Origin of the sequence: Streptococcus sp. 27098_8_134, assembly GCF_041431675.1 — a bacterium.
Lineage (GTDB): Bacteria > Bacillota > Bacilli > Lactobacillales > Streptococcaceae > Streptococcus > Streptococcus sanguinis_R.
In genome coordinates this window covers 60,695-79,077 of sequence record NZ_JAPVYD010000005.1, presented here as the reverse complement: position 1 = coordinate 79,077, position 18,383 = coordinate 60,695, and the positions used below count along the sequence as shown (strand labels likewise).

Here is an 18,383-nt window from a genome sequence, read left to right as displayed (position 1 = left end):
CTGCTTTTATATATTGAGTTAGATTCTAAAGTTTGTTTTGATATTAGATTTTATATTATTAATTATATATATCCATTTTGTTGTTTTTGTCTAAAAAATACTTTAGTATAAGATTTAGTCCACTGCCTCTCCACCTATGCACCACTCTTCATGCTCTTCCAAACTGCTATCCGTCTGGATAGTGATTTTGGTGATGCCATAGGCTTGCAGTTCTTGACGCAGAGTAGTCTGGGTCTCGGCCAGCAGGTCTGGATTTTCAAGACAGATATGGATCATGGCAAATTTTTCCAAACCGTCTGTGGTCCAGACATTGAGCTGGGTAATAGCCTGAACGTTTTCAACCGCCAGAATTTCCTGATAAAGCTGGCTCAAATCAATATCGCTTGGGATGTGATCCAGAAAGATCTTGATGTTTTCCCAGAACTTAGGCAGGGCCTTGCTGAGGATGAAGCCTGCAATGAGCAGGGAGAGCAGCGGATCTAGAAAATACCAATCGGTAAAGCGCAAAACAATAGAGACTAGAATAACAGCCACCCAACCCAAAATGTCCTCTAAGAAATGGAGACTGAGAATAGACTCATTATGACTGTGTCCATGGCTATGTCCATGACCGACCACCTTGCTGGCTGCTAGATTGACTATAATGGCGAAAATACCCAGCACCAGCATGCCGTCATAATTGACCTTTTCAGGCGCAAAAACCTTGGGTACATTTTCGATAATCACCAAGGTCGAGCCGACTAACAGAATGACAGAAGTCAGCAGGGCTCCCAAAAGGCTGTAGCGCTTGTAGCCCAGAGTGTATTTCTTGTCTTCTTTTTTATTAGAAATTTTTTCAAAAAGGGTAGAGAGTCCGATGGCCATCGCGTCTCCTGTGTCATGCACAGCATCGGCTAGTACAGCGCTGGAATTGAACATAAAGCCAAAGATAAACTCAAGAATGGCAAAGGAAAAGTTTAATAGAAAGGCAATAGTCATATTTTTACTAGATTTCACGGCAGCCTCCTTTCAGTTTAGCAAATTTTATAGTATAATGTAATCAAAACGGAACACTTTGTTCAGTTTTCTTGATCTTTATTATCCCTTATTCTCAGAAAGGAAACAAGAAGCAATTGAGGGGCTTTGTCTGTTACTGAACAATCCTGCTCTTTTGTTCCGAAATGCTATGGACAGACGAGTCAAGAAATCACGCGCAGCTATTTACCAAGCTTTTATCAGTTTGCTGCATCAAAAAAGCTATGAAAGCATCACGGTACAAGAAATCATCGACCTGGCAGACGTTGGCCGGTCGACTTTTTATGCCCATTTCGATACTAAGGAAGCCTTGCTAGAGGAGGTTTGCCAAGACCTCTTTCAGCATACCTTTCTTGAGCGCGACGACGGCAAGGATCTCTTTGAAGCAACCACGCATATTTTCCAGCATTTTCAAAAGAATCAGGACAAGATTGCGACCTTGCTGCTTTCGAAAAATATCTATTTCACCAATCGCTTAAAGATTGAGCTGGAAAACTATCTCTTTCCGATGATTCAGGAGCAGCTCCTGCAGAAAAAATCTCAGCTGCCGGAGCCTTTTTTGAGAAATTACGTGACCTCTACCTTTGTGGAGACGGTCAGCTGGTGGCTCCAGCAAAAGAAAATATTGCCAGAAACAGTTATCAGCCAGTATTTTCTGGATTTGATGGACTGATTTTATTTTGATATTTATATAGGAGGAAACTTAACTTTATGAAAAAGAAACATTCAACATTTTTACTTCCAGGTATTCTGATGGTGGGGGTTGTCCTACGGGCGCCTTTTGCAGTGCTACCTGTTGTGCTGGGCGATATTGCTAAGGGACTGCAAGTTCCCGTCAACTCTCTGGGACTGCTGACTAGTCTGCCCTTGATCATGTTTGCCCTCTGCTCAGCCTTTTCCCCACGCCTGGCTCAAAAGGTCGGTCTGGAAAAGCTCTTTACCATAGCCATGATTGTGCTGACTCTGGGCTCTTTTATTCGTATCTTTAACTTGCCTCTACTCTACGCAGGTACAATCATGTTAGGGGCTGCCATCGCTGTCTTAAATGTGCTCTTGCCCAATGTCATTCAGGCTAATCAGCCAGAGAAAATTGGATTTCTAACCACGCTCTATATCACTTCTATGGGACTAGCTATCTCAGTCATGTCTCCCTTGGCTGCGCCTATTGTCCGCTTAGCTGGCTGGAAAGGCTTAATTCTCGTCCTGACCCTCATCTGCTTACTGGCCTGCTTAATCTGGCTGCCTAACAGCCGTCACAATCACAAACTGACTAGCAGAAGCCGCGAGCAGCAAATGGGCTCTCTGCTAACAAATCCTAGAGTATGGGCTCTGATTGTTTTCGGTGGCCTGCAGTCCTTACTCTTTTATACGGCTATCACTTGGCTGCCGACTCTTGGTCAGTTGGCAGGACTTTCCAATGATGTTACTGGATTATTAGCCTCTATCTTTTCAATTATCAGCCTTCCTTTGGCTATGACGATACCTAGTCTGACAACGCGTCTATCCGCTAAAAAACGCTTGGGGATGATTGCTCTCTTTTCTGTAACTGGTATGGTTGGTCTGGGCATGCTGCTGGTCAAGACAGATTCCTTTGTCTACTGGCTCATCCTCAACTTGCTAATCGGCATGTCTGTCAGCGCCCTCTTCCCTTACCTTATGGTTACTTTCTCGCTGAAAACCAGTACTCCTGAGCAAACCGCTCAGCTATCTGGCTTAGCCCAGACTGGTGGTTATATTCTGGCCGCCTTTGGTCCTAGCCTCTTTGGATACAGCTTTGATTTATTCCATTCCTGGACTCCAGCCATCCTCATTCTCATTGGCTTGGCTGCCATCGTGACACTAACTCTCTTTTACATTGAGAAGTTTGACAAGATATAATAAAGACGAAAAACGCTTAGAAATCCTAAGCGTTTTTGCAATAGTTGAGGCACTCTTCCAGGTCCACATCCCGTTCTAAGTGCTCTGGTGTCCAAGGAATCAAGATATCCGGTTCAACTCCCTTATCATTCATGCCCTTTCCTTGATCAATCCTAGTGTCACGTGAAGTGGGAAACAGGAGCTCATAGTCACCAAAATCCTTCACGCAGCAATTGGAATAATCTAGAATTCCCATAGTCGGACGCCCTAGAACCGTAACCTTGGGCATCTTTTTCATGGTATCAACAAAATTATCACCTGAAGACCCACAGGTCACATCTTCTAGCACAAAGACTTTTTCAGGGCGAGCTAGGCCTAGAACGTCTGGCAAAAAGTTCTGATTGCTGTCCTCATCGCCATAAAGGACATACCCTTTCCCCCGATTCTCTTCCAACTCTTTTAGAAATTCTTTGAGAATCTGGTGAGTTTCTGCTGACAAGTTTGGATCTTCTAGGATATTTTGCATCAGTTGCTGACGCAAATCAACATTTCTATCCGTATAGAGAATCTCCATCCCATCATCGTTTGGCAAATCTAAGTCACTGAAGGCCTTCCCCTGAGGGAGAGTATATTTGAAAAGTGGATAATAAAGCGAGTCCGTCCCGCCATAATTGACTCGAACATCAATGATTAAATACTTGGCCTGCTCAATAGCTGCTTGGCTGTCTGCATATAGCTGGCTGATAGCAACCTCATCCGTAAAATCTTCTAACTTGAGATAAACGATGTCCTCAGAAAGATTGCGCCATTCAAACTGCGGTGGCTTCTTTGGGTGCGCGGTTGGCTGAACATGCAGTTGCTCTTCCTCGCCATTGCGTACCACCGTAACTTCTCCGGCATGCTCCACAAAGTAAGCCCACTCCTTGTGCTGTCGCTCTGGTGTGGCACTGACAAAATAATCCTTGTGCTCTTGATAAACCTGGGATAAAACTTTCCCATCCAAGGCTAGAATCTGGTCTCCACGTTTCAGCTCTGTATCGCTATTTGCCTGCAGGACGTAGAGGCAGTCTTGATAGTATCTCACTTTAAAGCCGGGCAGTTGCGTTTCCTTAAGCCCAAACCAAACATGAGACAAAATCCCAAAACTGGCTATATAACAATGCATCTGGTAAAGAAAGTCCTCTTGGCTCATCTGGTCTGTGATACGCGCTCGATATTCTTCGGGATTTGCACCCTTGATGTCTTTCTTTGTAGAGGAATCCTCTCGCATAATTTCTACGACTTGGTCAAAAATCTCTGTTTTCTTCATCCTTTACTCCTTCTTCCAGGTGGCCTCATCATCCAGCAGGCCTCGCTTGGGCATTTTTGAGACATGACGATTGCCAGCCACATAAAAGCCTAAGTGCTCCTCCCGCCAGGCATCTGTGCAAGTCACGCCAATCCGCGGACGACTAGCAATCTGATTGGGAGTCAGGTCATAGGCTAATTGCAGACTGGAGGTCGCTAAACTCTGTCCATCAAAGCGCTTATCAATCCCAGCATACTTGGTTAACTTGCCAGGGCCGTTAGCTAAATGACGGCCATCCGGTAGCTCCAAGGCTCGAATCAATACGGCTTCGGCCACATTTTCAGCCTTGGTCACCAGATTCAGCATCTGATGGCCATGAATCTGATAGATATACCAGTGACCAGCTGGCAGATACATGGATTCATTCTTAGGGGAGCGGCGCCCTCTAGCTGAATGACAGGCGCTGTCCTGACTTCCTAGATAGGCTTCTGTTTCGACAATCCGGCCTAACTTCTGGCCATTTAGAATCAACTGCATACCTAGCAAAGCTCGCGCTGCTGCAACCGTATCTGCCTCGATTAGTTTCTGAAAATCTCTTGATAACATAGGTTGATTATAGCATGATTTCTCCATTTACAGAGGAAAAGAAATGTTGCAAAAATGTTATTTTTCTTCTTCTCACAGACAAGAATTTTGTTACAAAACAATTACATGCTAAATAAGCGGAAAATCGTGGTAAAGCTTATAAAATCTATGTATTGTCTAATTAACTTGCATATATTTTGTAACATTTTTATTAACAGAGTATGTTATTTATGTATCAATCCAGTTTTTCATTGCTTCAAATGAAATATTTGTTTAATATTATACTAGAAGGAGGGGTAAGATGAAAAAATTATCTAAAATTTCTTTATTTTTATTACCACTAATTGCACTTTTCTTTTTGGCAGCTTGCGGAAATTCTGCAGATAAGAAGACTGAAGAAAGCTCAAGTTCCAGCTCAAGCGTATCTTCTTCATCTAAGGCTAAGACAAGCTCTAGCAGCACATCTGAAGAAAGCGGCAGTGCCAAAGTCAACGTAAACGGCGGAGATGCTAGCGTTAATGTAAATGGCGATGACGAAAGCGGAGATGCTTCTGTTGAAACTAACGGAGACGGTAGTGCTAATGTACAAACTGACAACGCTGGTGTTAGCGTTAATGAAGATGGCGTTCATGTTCAAGGCGGCGGCGTTGATGTTAAGGTCGGCAGCGATGGATCTGTCAATATCCAAACACCTTAATTGAAAAACATATTTCGATTATTATAAATAATAAAAACCGAGTTTTGCTCGGTTTTTTGATTTTCTCCAATGTAATTCTTGATGACTTATAAAAGATTATAAATACTTTTAAAAACTTATTCATTGTGTTATACTCTATTTAGAAAAGTAAGGAGGGACAAGCATGTACCAAGAACAACGCTTAGCTGAAATTTTAGAGCTCTTGGCTGAGAAAAAACAGCTGTCAGCCAAGGATATGATTGAGCATTTTCAGGTTTCTAAAGATACTATTCGGCGAGATTTTTCGATTTTGAGCGAGCGTAGGCTTGTGCAACGCACCCACGGAGGTATTATCCCGCTGGACACTAGCCGGCAAATCCCCTCCTTTAACGACCGTATCAACCAACTAAGTCAAGAAAAAAAGGCTATTGCCCAGAAGGCCCATGACTTTCTCAAGCCGGGGCAGATTGCTTTCTTTGATGTTTCAACCATCGTTCTCCATCTGGCTCAGCGCATCAAGGAGCCTATGACAATCTATTCCCATTCTCTAGATAATGCAATCATGCTGAGCAGTCAGGACAAAGTAGACTTTCACCTCTTAGGCGGAAAATTTTATCCCAAAAACCGATTCTACTACGCGCTCAATGAAGCAGAGCTGTTGCAGCAAATTTCCTTTGACATTGCCTTTATCGGGGCAGCCAGTGTCTCTGATGGCCTAGTCAGCTTTGAAGACGAAGCTGATGCTCACCTGAAAAAACTGGCTTTGAAGCACGCCAAGACTAAAATCCTGCTGGCCGAGCAAGACAAATGGCAGAAAGAGTCCAAGTACATCCTGGGGCCTGTCAGCGACTTTGACTACTGGATTACGGACCAAGAGCCCAGCCCTAAAGTCCAAGAATTAATCGGAGACAAGGTTAAAATAATTTATTAAATCGATCCATTAGACACAAAGGAGGAAGAGCTATGACAAAACAAACGATTCGCCTGATTATCAGCGACATTGACGGCACGATTTTGGACGACCAGCACCAAGTAGATTCTGAGCTCAAGGATAGGATTCCTCTGCTCAGTCAGAGAAAGATTCCTTTCGTCCTTGCTTCCGCACGTTCTCCTCTAGGCATGGATCCGATTGCGCGTGATCTGGGACTGGGAGATAATCCGCTGGCCTGCTACAATGGCGCTCTAGTCATCAAGGGCGACCCGCAAGCTTATGAGACCATTATCGAGCACCCTCTGGACAAGAAAGAAATCCGCACTTTTCTGGAACTTGTCAAGGCTGAATTTCCTAGCGTTTCCATCAATCTCTATTCTGGTAAGGATTGGATTGCTGACCGTCTGGATAAGTGGGTGCAGATAGAGGCTAATATTACAGGTGAACAGCCGATGATTCAGAATGTACTAATGCCAGTGCTGGATATGCTAATCCCTATCCATAAGCTACTTCTTATCAATGAACCGCCTGTCATCCAGAAACTTCACGACTACCTACAGACTTTAGACTTTCCCAAGACAGCCTTCTATCTCTCTAAGGACAACTACATGGAAGTCACGGCCAAGCATGTTTCCAAGGAGCAAGCCTTGTACGAAATTGCCCAGCACTACCAAGTGCCACTAGAGCAGGTTATGACAATCGGAGACAACTTCAATGACCTTCCTATGCTACGGCTGGCTGGACTTGGAGTCGCTATGGGCAATGCCCCCGAAACAGTCAAAACCGAGGCAAAAGCCGTCACCAAAAGCAACAATGAGCACGGGGTCGCAGAAGCTGTAGAAAAGTATGTTTTGATATAACGCAAAAAATCTGCTCAAGGGCAGATTTTTTTATTGATGATAGTCATAAGCTAGGCGAGGACTGCCGTCAGCTACATAAATAATGCCACACTCCCTAAAGCCGTAGTTCAGCACAGCTGCCTGCATAGGCTGATTGTCCGCATGGGTATCGATTCGCAAGTAGGGAAGCTGCTGGCAACAAAAATCAAAGACCTGACGGGACAGGCCTCTGACTTGGCCATTTGAAGCGATGCGGTGAATGGTGCCGTAAGGCTCCGTAAAATGCCAGGCCCCCTTTTCGATGACCTGATAGGTCGGGTCTTCTCCAATGATAAAAGCAAAGGTGCCAACTAGCTGCCCATCTTCCTCGACAACAAAGGAGTAGCCAGCCGCTATGTCTCCCTCAATCAAGCCCGCGCTGGGATAGCCTCCATCCCACTGAGTCGGATTGCCCTGGTCTTTCATGAACTGACGGGCTACATCATAAATCGCCATAATGGCTGGGATATCTTCTATTTGGGACAAACGAATTTTCATCTTTCCTCCTTTATACAAATAAGGCTGGAAAGTCCCAACCTTATTTGAATTCTTCTGGTTTGCCAGTATACTGAGACCATTCCTTAGTGAAGAAGCGGTCATTGATCTGGTAGTTTGGCGCCGGCTGTGGATTGGCTACAAAAGGATCAACCGCCTTGTCAAAAGCCAGCCAGCCATTCCAGCCCATGTGGATAGTGTCCTGCATGAAGTAAGGCTTGTCGCCGTCTTTAGAAAAATCAGCAATGTTGGTAAAACCCTGACTTTCCAGCTGGTAACGAATCTTAGCCACTGTCCGCTGGTACATTTCTGGACTGAGTCCTGTATACTCCATCCACTTAGAATTAACCGGTGGAATGATGAAGATGACATTAGTCTTTGACTTGGCAAACTGATCCAGAACCAGCTGCAAGTCGTTGTACTCAGGGGATTTTTCATAAGATTGCTTGGTCTGAAAACCTCTGAGCTTGGCAACCTTACCAGCCAAACGGGTCTTGTAAAATTGATTGTCTATGCCGAATTGATTGTTACTGGTCTTCTTCTTAGCCTCTGCTGTGGCAATCTCTTCCAAAGCCTGATAAGAGAAGGTATCTGGCAGATCAGCCATATAAGGTAAAATTCGCTGGTCATAATTTTCATTATTGAGGGCAGCAAAGTTGCTGAAAAAAGCATCTTGGCGCTCATTAAGATGAGCCATCATCTCAATATGACGCTCTTCAAAGCTGCTCAGTTTTTTACCTTCAGACAGCTTCTGGACGCTCTCTGCCATAGCGACATCTGGATAGAGCTGAAGGAGGCGCTGGGCTGCATATTGCGCCGCCGCATCTCCTTGCTGCTGAGACAGATAAGCCGTCAGCTGATCGCTGTTGAAGTACTGCTGAAAGGCCGAAGCATCATAGCCTGTCTTGGTAAACCACTGGGGCGACACCACATAAACCGCCGTTTGTCCCTCCAGCTCAGAGGACATCTGCTGCATACCAAAGTACTGATTAAATGATGCCGCCCCGCGCTGGCCTAGAAAATAAGGCCGGTAGGAGCGATCGTATTTCTCAGCCAGCACTGCCGGATGCATGCTATCAAAGCGCAGCCATTCGCTAGATCCAAAGAAGGGCACAAAGCGCATCTTCTTATCGGTCAAGGCTGTCACCTTCTTGCTGCGGCTCTTGAAGTTTTCTGCTGTCAGGGTCACTGCCGAGCGCTTCTCTGCTTCTATATCATGCTTTTTATCAAGCGGATAGAAGAAAAAGAGCAGGGCAACCATGGCCATAGCGCAGAAAACCGGCCCCAGAATCAGCCAAAGTCGCTTAAGCATTGCGAAGCTCCGTCACGCCTTCAACGATTTTATTGGCTGTGTTCCAGTCATCACGGCCAAACTCTGACACTGGCACGCGGATATCAAAACGGTTTTCCAGCTCAACAATCAGTTCGACCGTTCCCATACTGTCTAGGACACCAGCATCAAACAAATCCTCGTCCATCATGTCTGACACATCTTCCATAAATAGTTCTTCAATAATTTCAATTACTTCTGCTTTTATATCCATTTTTCTTCCTCATTCATTTTTATTTTTTAAACCAAAGCTCATTTAAAAATCCCGAAAAGATCAAAAATGAGAACATGACTGCGTGAAAGGTCACCACAATCCCCAAAGCTTGGGTCCATTTATTGTCTGGCAGAGGCGGAAGCCCCTTAGCCTTGCGCTCTTTGTTTAAAGTTTTCTTCTTGCGCAGCCAGGCATCATTGACGACCAGACCAGCTCCATGAAAGAGACCGTAGGCGATATAGTACCAGGTCACACCATGCCAGAAGCCCATTATCAGCATGTTAATCAGATAGGCCACACTAGAGGTCGTATTGCGGTTTTTAAAGACCTTATTGCGCATCAGGACCATGACCAGCCGCATAAAGACAAAGTCACGGAACCAAAAGGACAGACTCATGTGCCAGCGATTCCAAAATTCTTTCAAATCACGAGAGAGAAAAGGCTTATCAAAGTTGATAGGACTCTTGATTCCCATGAGATTGGAAATAGCTAGCGCAAACATCGAATAACCGGCAAAGTCAAAGAAGAGATCCAGACCAAAGACATACATAACGCCCAGAGTTCCCAGATTAAAGAAACCGCCGGTATAGAGAGCATATGTCTTGACATGACCCAGCAAGAGATGTCCAAAGATATGTGCTAGGATAAACTTATAAAGGAAGCCTAGCATGATATACTTGACAGACTGCTCCAGCATATCCAGCAGCTCATCGCGCTCAGGAATGTTCAAATAGTCTTCATTGAAACGCTTGAAACGATCAATAGGACCGCTTGAAAAGGTCGGCATGAAGAGCAGGAAACGCAAGAACTCCCAGATCGTGAACTCTGTCAGAACCCCATCGCGCATCTCAATCATCATCCCTACCGAGCGAAAGGTCAGATAGGAAATTCCCAAAAAGCCAAAGAGAGACTGATGACCGCTGATCGCGGGCTCTACCTTGACAAGCACAAGCGGCAGAACCGCCAGCAAGGTATGCAGATAAAAGATCCACTTGCTGTCCCGCGACCTGCGATAGAGCTTGTATGAATAAACCCAGACTATCTGCCAAATGACATAGCCCAGCAGAGCATAAAGCTGCGCCAGACTGGGACCTGTCAACATCAGGACGATAAAGACCAAGCTGATCAAGGCTTCATAAAGGGGAAAGCGTTTCTTAAAGAAAAGTCCGACAAAGATTGGCAGAACTGCCAGAACGATATAGACAAAGTAAACTGGATTGCCGTAGGGTTCCAAGTGAGGCAGCTGTTTCAAGAAATCCATCATCGCTTATTGACCTCGCTAATCAGCCCCTTGATGTCAATCTTGCCATTTGGAGTCAGAGGCAGTGTCTCTCGATAGAGGAACTTGGACGGCATCATGTAGGACATCATGATATCCTGCAGATCTTCCTTAATTGCCTTGGTAATATCGATTTCCCGCTCAAACTGCTCAGCCACACCGTCTTTGAGAATGACATAGGCCAGCAGATTTTGGACCTTGTGATCCTTGTTGTAGCGGGGCACGGCCACCGCAGACTCAACGTATTTCGATTTGTTCAGGTTTTGAGACACATCCTCTAGCTCAATACGGAAACCATTAAACTTAATCTGGAAGTCCATCCGGCCGCCGTAAAGCAACAGACCTTCATCTGTCATCGAGCCGACATCTCCTGTATGATAGGCTGGCAGACCTTCAAATTCAAAGAAGGCCTCCGCTGTCTTCTCAGGATTATTCAGATAGCCCTTGGATACGGCTGGACCACAGACAATGATTTCTCCCTGCTGGCCATTCGGCACCTTCTGCCCCTCTTCATCAATAACAAAAGTAGGAGAGTCCGCCTTGGTATAGCCAATCGGCAGGCGCTTGCAATTTTGCAGCATCTCATCTGTCACTGCTACTGCAGACAGGGCCACTGTTGCCTCAGTCGGACCGTAAGCATTGATAATGCGAGCTTGAGGGAAGCGATCGCGCAGCTTCTGAGCTGTCTTGACTGTCAACTCCTCGCCGTCAAAGTAGAAATGCGTCAGCTGAGGCAGCTTCTGGCTGTTAAAGTCATCCGACAGCAAGGCCATGTCCGCAAAGGAAGGCGTCGAAGTCCAGATAGCAATAGGCAGACTGAGAATCGTCTCAAACAGCTGCTTGAAATCCTGAGTCACAGCCGAAGGCAGGGCAAAAAGAGTCCCTCCCAAGGCCAAAGTCGGCGCCCAATACATGACTGACAAGTCAAAAGAATAAGGTGGTTGAGCCAACATTTGAGGACGCTCCGGAGTCGCAAACTCCTTATCCGTAATCATCCAATTCGTAAAGCTGAGCAGATTATTATGGGAAATCTGCACCCCCTTAGGCTTGCCAGTCGTTCCCGATGTGAAAATGATGTAATAGTTGTCATCTTCCTGCACCGGATGGCTAAGCTCATAGGATGCTCCCTCTCTGAAGGCTGTCTGAACTTGCTCCGCACTGAAAATAGGAGCTGCTACATCTGCCAGCGGAAAATCATTGATGGCAATAATCAAGCTTGGCTCAGCAACTTCCACAATCGCTGCCACGCGCTCCAAGGCTGAATGACTGTCGATAGGGATGTAGGCATGACCAGACTTGGTCAAGGCCACAAAAGTAGCCAGCATTTCGTATTCCTGACCGCCAAAGACCACAACCGGAGACTTGTCAGGAAGTCCCAGACGGTCAATCTGAGCCGCCAGTGAATCGGAATCCTTCTTTAAATCACCATAAGTATGAACTTGACCTAAAATATCATAAACCGGAAAATCCGGCTGCACCTGAGCAAAATGCTCAATCGCTTCAATCATATCATGTATCACTTTATTTGACATTGTTTCCTACTCTCTCACATTAAAATTCATTATAGATAAAGCCACCCTGACCCTGACCTAGATAGCTAAAGAAATAAAGCAAGGCCAGAAAGATAACAAAATATAGTAGGGTTTGGCCCAAAAATTTATATAGGGTTTGATGTTTTTTCATTGATCTCTCTTATATTTTTAGTTAGACTTACACCATTTTACCATTTTATGGAAGATGTTTTCAACACAAAAGCTAAGGAAGATGTAAAGTTCTTGTAAGGAAGAAAGGTACTTTGATGTGCCTTATAAACAGCCATTAAAAGACTTTTTCAAAAAATATATAAAAATTTTATATATTTTGCTTGACTTTTTTCCTAAGAGGTTGTAGACTATATATAGAAAGATTATATATAAATATTTTACACAAGGAGGTGGTCCTATGTCTTTCCCCACATCATCGGCTTTGATTGAGTTTCTCATCTTAGCCATCCTTGAAAAAGACGATTCCTACGGTTATGAAATCAGCCAGACAATCAAGCTGATTGCCAATATCAAAGAATCAACACTTTACCCCATTCTGAAGAAGCTGGAGCAAAATGACTGCCTCACGACTTATTCGCAAGAGTACCAAGGACGAAAACGAAAATACTATTCACTCACTGCCTACGGGCATGAACATCTACTCACTCTCAAAGAAGAGTGGCAAACTTATACCACGACCATCAGCGGTATCATAGAAGGGAGCATCCGTCATGACAAGAACCGAGTATCTAGCTGAGCTAGAAAAATATCTAAAAAAACTGCCACGCAAGGACTATGAAGAAACTATGGATTACTTCACTGAGTACTTCGACGAGGTAGGCCCAGAGGGCGAGGCAGCGGCTATTGCTGATCTAGGCAGCCCTAAGGAAGCAGCCCACGAGATTATGTTGAATCTTTTGGACAAAAAAGTCGAGGAAGATAATCAAGACAGCAGTTCATCAAAAAACACTAAGAACATCGTCCAGATTGCTATCCTATCCATTTTGGCAGCACCCTTGGCTATTCCGCTCTTTATAGTAGCAGCACTTTTGACTTTCGTTTTCTTCCTCTTAGTCTTTATCTTTGCTCTCGTCATGGCTATAGGTGCCTTTGCTTTCTTTATCTTTGGCATCAGCCTGATCTGGGACACTTTGACAGTGGGACTGACGACATCTATCCCGGCCTTCCTGTTCACTCTGGGGCTCAGTGTTCTAGCTCTGGGACTGTCTGGCATCTTCTACGCAGGCATTTCTCCTGTTACTCAGTTTGGCAAGGCTGGCTTTGTCAAACTAGCTCAACTTTTCGCAAAGAAAGGAGCACGTCATGGCTAACATCAAATTGAAAAAACCTCTTTTATCTGCAGCTATTTTAGCCTGCCTCTTTGGTGGAGCCTTGACAACTATTGGCTCCATGACAGGCGGTGTCAATGACTTGGTCAATTCTGCCAAAAGCAAGGTAAAACTCACGAAAAAAGAAGAAAGCTTCTCTGATCTTTCTTCCCTAAATATTAACTTAGCGGCTAGAAACCTCGTCATCAGCGAATCTCCTGATGACAAGGCTCACTTGACCTATTACCAAAGCGATGGTAACTATCAGATTGATGGAAGTTCGCTTGGAAAAATCACGACAAGTTCTGAAAACGGAAACTTAAACATCAAGGAAGATGGTGCAGGCTCCTTCCACATAAGCGCTGGCATCCGCTCCTTACTCAGCTTATTTGACCAAGAATCTCAAGGAAAGCGCACTGTGCAACTTTCCCTGCCTAAGGGGACCAAGCTTGAGACATTCAGCGGCAGTTCGTCATTAGGAGATGTTACGCTGTCCAATCTATCAGCCAAAAATGCTGACTTTTCTCTCTCCAATGGCTCGTTGACTGTGAATGATAGCCAGTTCGCATCTGGTAAATTCAAGAACTCTCTGGGAGAGATTACCTTTAATAACAGTCAGATTAACTCTGGAAAAATCAATGCTTCCTCGGGTACCATCACTCTGAGCAACAGCCAGTTTGCATCGGGCGAAATAGCAAACTCTCTGGGAGAGGTCAATCTAAACTCGAGCAAAATCTCCGACAGCGCTCTGAAAATCTCAAGCGGCTCACTGAACTCTGAACAGTTGGAATTAGCTGGTACAATCTCTATCACTGACGAGCTAGGTGATATTAATCTGCATCTGGTTTCTGGCAGTTTGTCGCAGTTATCCTTTGATCTGAAAACGGATCTAGGTGAAATTGATATCCCTAGTGGTATAAATGTAGAGCACTCCAAAGGCGATGAACTTGGCGGCTCTGCCATCCGTAAAGTCGAAAATCCGACAACTACACTTACTGCCAGCGCCCAAAGCGGCAGCATTAAGCTCAGCGAATAAATCATAGAAAAGAATATATACAATCAGGGAGTCCTCAGTGGCTCCCTTTTTTGATAAAAATTCCCGTAATGCCCTAAGATTGCTTTACAGGCCTTGGCCTTTATGCTATGATATTCTATAAAAATTTATCATAAGGAGGTCCCTATGAAAAAACTCACACCTGGTATGCACATTCGAATCGTCAGCCCCTCGGCGTCAATCGAACACATCGGTGGCTTTGAGGCCAATCTATCCGCCAAGGAGCGCTTGGAAAAGTTAGGATTTACCGTGTCTTTTTCGGAACATTATCTGGAAAATGATATGTTAGATTCTGCCTCCATCGAAAGCCGCGTGGCAGACATTCATGCTGCCTTCGCAGATGAGTCCGTTGATGCCATTCTGGCCACTATCGGCGGTTTCAACTGCAATGAGCTCCTGCCCTATCTGGACTTTGAGTTGATTGCTAGAAATCCTAAGATTTTCTGCGGCTACTCAGACACAACAGCCTTGCTCAACGCTATTTATAGCAAGACCGGCATGAAAACCTACATGGGACCGTCCTACTCCAGCTTTAAGATGGATGCCCTGCAGGACTATCAGACCGAGAGCTGGCTCAAGGCCGTCAGCCAGACTTCTTATGAATTGACTCCTAGTGAAAAATGGGGCGACAATGCTTGGTATCTGCCTGATACCCCACTGACCTTCCATGAGACGGAGTGGAAAGTTTATCACCACGGGCAAGCCCAAGCCACTGCTATCGGCGGCAATCTCTCCACCTTCTCACTCCTGCGTGGCACTCCCTATGCCCCAACAGATGAAAACTATGTCCTCTTTGTTGAAGAGGCAGAGGAAGATGATTATGTGGAATTTGACCGCAATCTAGCTGCCCTGCTTCAGGCCTATCCTAACCCGCAGGCCCTTCTCATCGGTCGCTTTCCAAAAGAATGTCAGATGACAGAGGAGCTGCTCCTCTATATCTTGGATAAACATCCTATTCTAAAGACGATTCCCGTCCTCTATGATTTGGACTTTGCTCATACTCAGCCACTCTTTACCATTACCATCGGTGCTCAAGTGACCGTGGATACGGAAAAGATGTTGATTAAGATAGATGAGTAAGACATATCATAATTACTGTGGAGGTAGTAAAATGTCAGCTCATAAATGGTTGTTTTTTGACATTGGCTCTACTTTGATTGATGAAAAAGAAGCCTATCAAGATAGAATTAGGAGAGCAATTACAGGGACAAATATTAACTACGATATTTTTTATGCTCGTATGGTTGAACTGTTTAAAGAAGGCAAAAAGGGAGACTTGGAGACAATAAAAGAATTTAACTTAGAACGTCCCATTTGGAACTCTAATTTGGAGAAATTATACCCAGATGCCCAAGTGGTCTTAAAAGAATTGCACAACCGATATAAAATCGGAATCATCGCCAACCAACTACCTGGCCTAAAAGAACGTTTGAAAAAAATGGGACTATATCAATGGATTGATTTAGTTGTCTCTTCTGCAGAGTTCGGACTTGCCAAGCCTTCCCCTGCCATTTTCACTTTAGCTTTAGAGAAAGCTCATTGCCCTGCTCAACAAGCTGTTATGATAGGTGATCGAATAGACAATGATATCATACCTGCTAAAGCACTAGGAATGACAACTATCTGGTTAAAACAAGGTTTTAGTGCTTATTACCAACCCCAACGACTAGAAGAAAAACCTGATTTCACTATAGAAAATTTATCGTCTCTCTTAAGTCTCCTATAAAAGATTACTTTGCAGAAACATAGCTGCATCCCCGTCTTTTTCATAAATTAATAAGGCAGTTCAATTTGAACTGCCTTATTTTCTTATCGTCCACCAAAACCGCCTTGGCCGCCTGGGGTCCCGCCGCCACCAGGTCCACCAGCGCCAGGTCCGTCTGCTGTGATTTCTGTTCGGCTTTCTCCATTGACCGTGATGGTACCGCCAGTGTAGGTAGCTGTTCCGTCAAAGTCAAAGGCAGATACCGTAGAAGTAATATCCAAGTTTCCTCCTGACATGATGACATCGCCGTTGGAGTCGATAGCGTCTGTATCGCCTTCACCGACCTCGACCTTGATATCGCCACCAGTAATCTTGATAAAGATATCAGCTCCAGTTACATCACTAGCTGCATTGATACCATCATCTGTCGCATAAAGGTCCAGCTTACCGCCGTTAATGGTAACATTGGTTCCTTCCAGAGCTTCTACACTCTTGGAAACCGTAATCGTCCCACCATCAATCAAAGCGATATTGCTAGCGTGTAGACCATCATCACCAGCATTAATCGTGATGGTGCCGGACTGGATATAGAGATTTCCCAGAGAAGTATCATCATCATTGTCTGCATGGATGGCATCTTCTGTCGCTGTGATATCGATAGTAGCGTCCTTGATATTAATAGCTGAAGCAGCTGACAGACCATTCTTAGCTGCCTTGAGCGTATAAGTGCCACCTGTCACCCGCAAGGTCTGCTCAGACTTAATCGCTGTTTCATACTTGCCATCAACTGTCAGACTTCCAGAACCATTGAGAGTCAGGTCAGAGTTACTATAGATAGCTGCATCTGCATCCGTATTACTGTGATTTGATGAGTCTGAGATGGTGTTTTGGCTGCCGTCAGCCAGAGTCAGGCTTGTTTTACCCGCATTTTCTACCATAATAGCTGCATCTGTCCCGCTCATGGTTACACCATTTAGGACGATTTGAACCTTGTCGCTATCACCTGCTTTGACGACAATCTGCACATTTTCACTCGTTCCGGAAACGACATAAGTTCCAGCCTCTGAGATTGTCACAGTGGAACCAGAGACACTAGCCCCGTCACCAGAGGTCTTGGCACTGGATCCACTCAAGCTGATAGTCGTCGCCTTAGACTCATCATAAGAAGCGTCTGAGTCCTCTGAGGCAAAGTAATCAGAAGTATTGGTTTTAGTCTGACTGGTGCTTGTAGCATTAGCAGCCTGGGTGTTGCTTGAAGTTGTAGAACTGCTGGCGTTTGAGCTGCATGCTCCTAGAACTGCTGTCATCAAGACCAGTGGAATCATCAATTTAATTTTTTTAAGGGTTGATTTTGATTGTTTCATTTTTCTTTTCCTATCTTTTTTATTTGCTGCTGATACAGTTTGCTTTTTTGTAAGCAAAGCCGTATTTGGAGAAAGAGCTTGGAGACAGCTGGTAGCGATCCATGATCTCGCTGAGCCATAACGGACAAGCTTCTGGAATCTTAACTTCCATGATGACGTGATTGGCTGGCAGGAGATGACCTCCATGGCGACCAGCCAAGAGACTCAAATCATAAGGACGGTAGGTCAGGTCGTGATCAAAGGTAATCCGAATCCGCTCATCCTCAACCCCTTTCATCGAATAACGATTGTAGCCGATATACATCATAGGCTGAATATGACCAAAATGTTGAGTCAGCCAAGCCATTTCCTTATCTATCTGAAGGTCAGTCAGCTGACTGTAATCACCGTCCAGATAGGCTTCCGCTGTCAGCAAATCTGCTGCAAGCCGGCGTTTGGTGACCAGATTCTCCGTCTTTTTCTTAATTTCCAAAAAGACTTGACTATCCTCAGCCGGATGCTCTTGATAGGTTCGCAAGCGAACTTTCTCATCAAAGCAAGGATTTTCCAAGGACTCACGAATGAGCTGATAAGACGGCGTATCGTAGTAGAGATTGTTAATGGTCGAATAAGCTCGCTCATCCTCCACCAGATAGCCTTCAAACTCTAGCAATAGATCCAGCAAGGTTTCCTTGGAAATGATGTATTTGGTTTCAAAGCGCTGAAAATGATATTGAAAATTTTTTTCTGCCATTGGCTTCTCACCTCTCTATCTTTCTTGAATGTAATGCAATTTTAAAGATGAAAACTTAAAAGAAAGATAAAGAAAACTTAAAGAAAACAAAACATCTCCCTTTTCAGGAGATGTTGATGAGAGAAAAAG

The 18,383-nt window shown here is 44.6% G+C and carries 21 protein-coding genes; 10 read left to right on the top strand and 11 right to left on the bottom strand.

Features of this window, described 5'->3' with window-relative positions; translation table 11 throughout:
• Positions 1 to 114: 114 nt before the first annotated feature.
• On the bottom strand, positions 115 to 996 hold the full coding sequence (locus O3620_RS10905) for a cation diffusion facilitator family transporter (protein WP_371601733.1): 882 nt from the start codon (positions 994 to 996) through the stop codon (positions 115 to 117).
• Between the two features lie 169 nt (positions 997 to 1,165).
• Between O3620_RS10905 and O3620_RS10900 the strand changes: the two genes are divergently transcribed.
• Together O3620_RS10900 and O3620_RS10895 are read left to right on the top strand one after the other, a co-directional pair.
• The gene (locus O3620_RS10900) at positions 1,166 to 1,687 is read left to right on the top strand and encodes a TetR/AcrR family transcriptional regulator (protein ID WP_061603047.1); all 522 of its coding nucleotides are present in this window, start codon (positions 1,166 to 1,168) and stop codon (positions 1,685 to 1,687) included.
• A gap of 38 nt (positions 1,688 to 1,725) precedes the next feature.
• On the top strand, positions 1,726 to 2,892 hold the full coding sequence (locus tag O3620_RS10895; protein WP_371601732.1) for a CynX/NimT family MFS transporter: 1,167 nt from the start codon (positions 1,726 to 1,728) through the stop codon (positions 2,890 to 2,892).
• Between the two features lie 25 nt (positions 2,893 to 2,917).
• On the opposite strand, the gene O3620_RS10890 is transcribed toward O3620_RS10895, so the two are convergent.
• Together O3620_RS10890 and O3620_RS10885 are read right to left on the bottom strand one after the other, a co-directional pair.
• The gene (locus O3620_RS10890; protein ID WP_371601731.1) at positions 2,918 to 4,180 is read right to left on the bottom strand and encodes a S41 family peptidase; all 1,263 of its coding nucleotides are present in this window, start codon (positions 4,178 to 4,180) and stop codon (positions 2,918 to 2,920) included.
• Between the two features lie 3 nt (positions 4,181 to 4,183).
• A complete protein-coding gene (locus tag O3620_RS10885; RefSeq protein ID WP_371601730.1) occupies positions 4,184 to 4,765 on the bottom strand; it encodes a DNA-3-methyladenine glycosylase in 582 nt (193 codons plus the stop codon).
• A gap of 280 nt (positions 4,766 to 5,045) precedes the next feature.
• On the opposite strand from O3620_RS10885, the gene O3620_RS10880 reads away from it, so the two are divergent.
• The 3 genes from O3620_RS10880 (at position 5,046) to O3620_RS10870 (ending at position 7,211) form a co-directional block, all read left to right on the top strand.
• Positions 5,046 to 5,441: a hypothetical protein gene (locus tag O3620_RS10880; RefSeq protein ID WP_125357276.1), complete on the top strand. Its 396-nt coding sequence runs from the start codon at positions 5,046 to 5,048 to the stop codon at positions 5,439 to 5,441.
• 163 nt (positions 5,442 to 5,604) lie between these two features.
• Complete coding sequence (locus O3620_RS10875) at positions 5,605 to 6,351, top strand: DeoR/GlpR family DNA-binding transcription regulator (RefSeq protein WP_371601729.1); 747 nt, start codon at positions 5,605 to 5,607, stop codon at positions 6,349 to 6,351.
• A 32-nt stretch (positions 6,352 to 6,383) separates the two neighbouring features.
• Positions 6,384 to 7,211, top strand: coding sequence for a Cof-type HAD-IIB family hydrolase (locus O3620_RS10870; RefSeq protein ID WP_371601728.1), 828 nt, complete (start codon positions 6,384 to 6,386; stop codon positions 7,209 to 7,211).
• A gap of 30 nt (positions 7,212 to 7,241) precedes the next feature.
• Here the strand turns inward: O3620_RS10870 and O3620_RS10865 are convergent, their stop codons facing one another.
• From O3620_RS10865 to O3620_RS10840, 6 genes are read right to left on the bottom strand one after another with little or no spacing between them, the layout of a single operon-like run.
• The gene (locus O3620_RS10865) at positions 7,242 to 7,727 is read right to left on the bottom strand and encodes an N-acetyltransferase family protein (RefSeq protein WP_371601727.1); all 486 of its coding nucleotides are present in this window, start codon (positions 7,725 to 7,727) and stop codon (positions 7,242 to 7,244) included.
• 40 nt (positions 7,728 to 7,767) lie between these two features.
• Entirely contained in the window at positions 7,768 to 9,036 is a 1,269-nt protein-coding gene (gene dltD / locus O3620_RS10860) for a D-alanyl-lipoteichoic acid biosynthesis protein DltD (RefSeq protein ID WP_371601726.1), read from the bottom strand.
• Positions 9,029 to 9,268 (bottom strand): D-alanine--poly(phosphoribitol) ligase subunit DltC, encoded by a 240-nt coding sequence (gene dltC, locus O3620_RS10855; RefSeq protein WP_002894204.1) that lies wholly within the window; start codon positions 9,266 to 9,268, stop codon positions 9,029 to 9,031. The genes dltD and dltC overlap by 8 nt, the downstream gene beginning before the upstream one ends.
• Before the next feature lie 19 nt (positions 9,269 to 9,287).
• Complete coding sequence (gene dltB / locus O3620_RS10850) at positions 9,288 to 10,532, bottom strand: D-alanyl-lipoteichoic acid biosynthesis protein DltB (RefSeq protein WP_371601725.1); 1,245 nt, start codon at positions 10,530 to 10,532, stop codon at positions 9,288 to 9,290.
• Positions 10,529 to 12,079, bottom strand: a complete 1,551-nt coding sequence (dltA, locus tag O3620_RS10845) for a D-alanine--poly(phosphoribitol) ligase subunit DltA (protein ID WP_002917993.1) — start codon at positions 12,077 to 12,079, stop codon at positions 10,529 to 10,531. Before dltA ends, dltB begins: the two co-directional genes overlap by 4 nt.
• A gap of 19 nt (positions 12,080 to 12,098) precedes the next feature.
• Positions 12,099 to 12,230, bottom strand: a complete 132-nt coding sequence (locus O3620_RS10840; protein WP_002894209.1) for a teichoic acid D-Ala incorporation-associated protein DltX — start codon at positions 12,228 to 12,230, stop codon at positions 12,099 to 12,101.
• Positions 12,231 to 12,488: 258 nt separating this feature from the next.
• On the opposite strand from O3620_RS10840, the gene O3620_RS10835 reads away from it, so the two are divergent.
• From O3620_RS10835 to O3620_RS10815, 5 genes are all read left to right on the top strand, one after another.
• On the top strand, positions 12,489 to 12,827 hold the full coding sequence (locus tag O3620_RS10835; protein ID WP_002913906.1) for a PadR family transcriptional regulator: 339 nt from the start codon (positions 12,489 to 12,491) through the stop codon (positions 12,825 to 12,827).
• Positions 12,802 to 13,401, top strand: coding sequence for a DUF1700 domain-containing protein (locus tag O3620_RS10830; protein WP_002910970.1), 600 nt, complete (start codon positions 12,802 to 12,804; stop codon positions 13,399 to 13,401). The genes O3620_RS10835 and O3620_RS10830 overlap by 26 nt, the downstream gene beginning before the upstream one ends.
• Complete coding sequence (locus O3620_RS10825) at positions 13,394 to 14,434, top strand: DUF4097 family beta strand repeat-containing protein (protein ID WP_002917996.1); 1,041 nt, start codon at positions 13,394 to 13,396, stop codon at positions 14,432 to 14,434. Before O3620_RS10830 ends, O3620_RS10825 begins: the two co-directional genes overlap by 8 nt.
• A 144-nt stretch (positions 14,435 to 14,578) precedes the next feature.
• Entirely contained in the window at positions 14,579 to 15,532 is a 954-nt protein-coding gene (locus O3620_RS10820; protein ID WP_002919989.1) for a S66 peptidase family protein, read from the top strand.
• Positions 15,525 to 16,178 (top strand): HAD family hydrolase, encoded by a 654-nt coding sequence (locus tag O3620_RS10815; RefSeq protein WP_002919990.1) that lies wholly within the window; start codon positions 15,525 to 15,527, stop codon positions 16,176 to 16,178. Before O3620_RS10820 ends, O3620_RS10815 begins: the two co-directional genes overlap by 8 nt.
• An 83-nt stretch (positions 16,179 to 16,261) precedes the next feature.
• On the opposite strand, the gene O3620_RS10810 is transcribed toward O3620_RS10815, so the two are convergent.
• Both O3620_RS10810 and O3620_RS10805 read right to left on the bottom strand, forming a co-directional pair.
• Complete coding sequence (locus O3620_RS10810; protein ID WP_371601724.1) at positions 16,262 to 17,521, bottom strand: carbohydrate-binding domain-containing protein; 1,260 nt, start codon at positions 17,519 to 17,521, stop codon at positions 16,262 to 16,264.
• A gap of 19 nt (positions 17,522 to 17,540) precedes the next feature.
• Positions 17,541 to 18,254: a polyphosphate polymerase domain-containing protein gene (locus tag O3620_RS10805; protein ID WP_061603039.1), complete on the bottom strand. Its 714-nt coding sequence runs from the start codon at positions 18,252 to 18,254 to the stop codon at positions 17,541 to 17,543.
• Between the last annotated feature and the right edge of the window lie 129 nt (positions 18,255 to 18,383).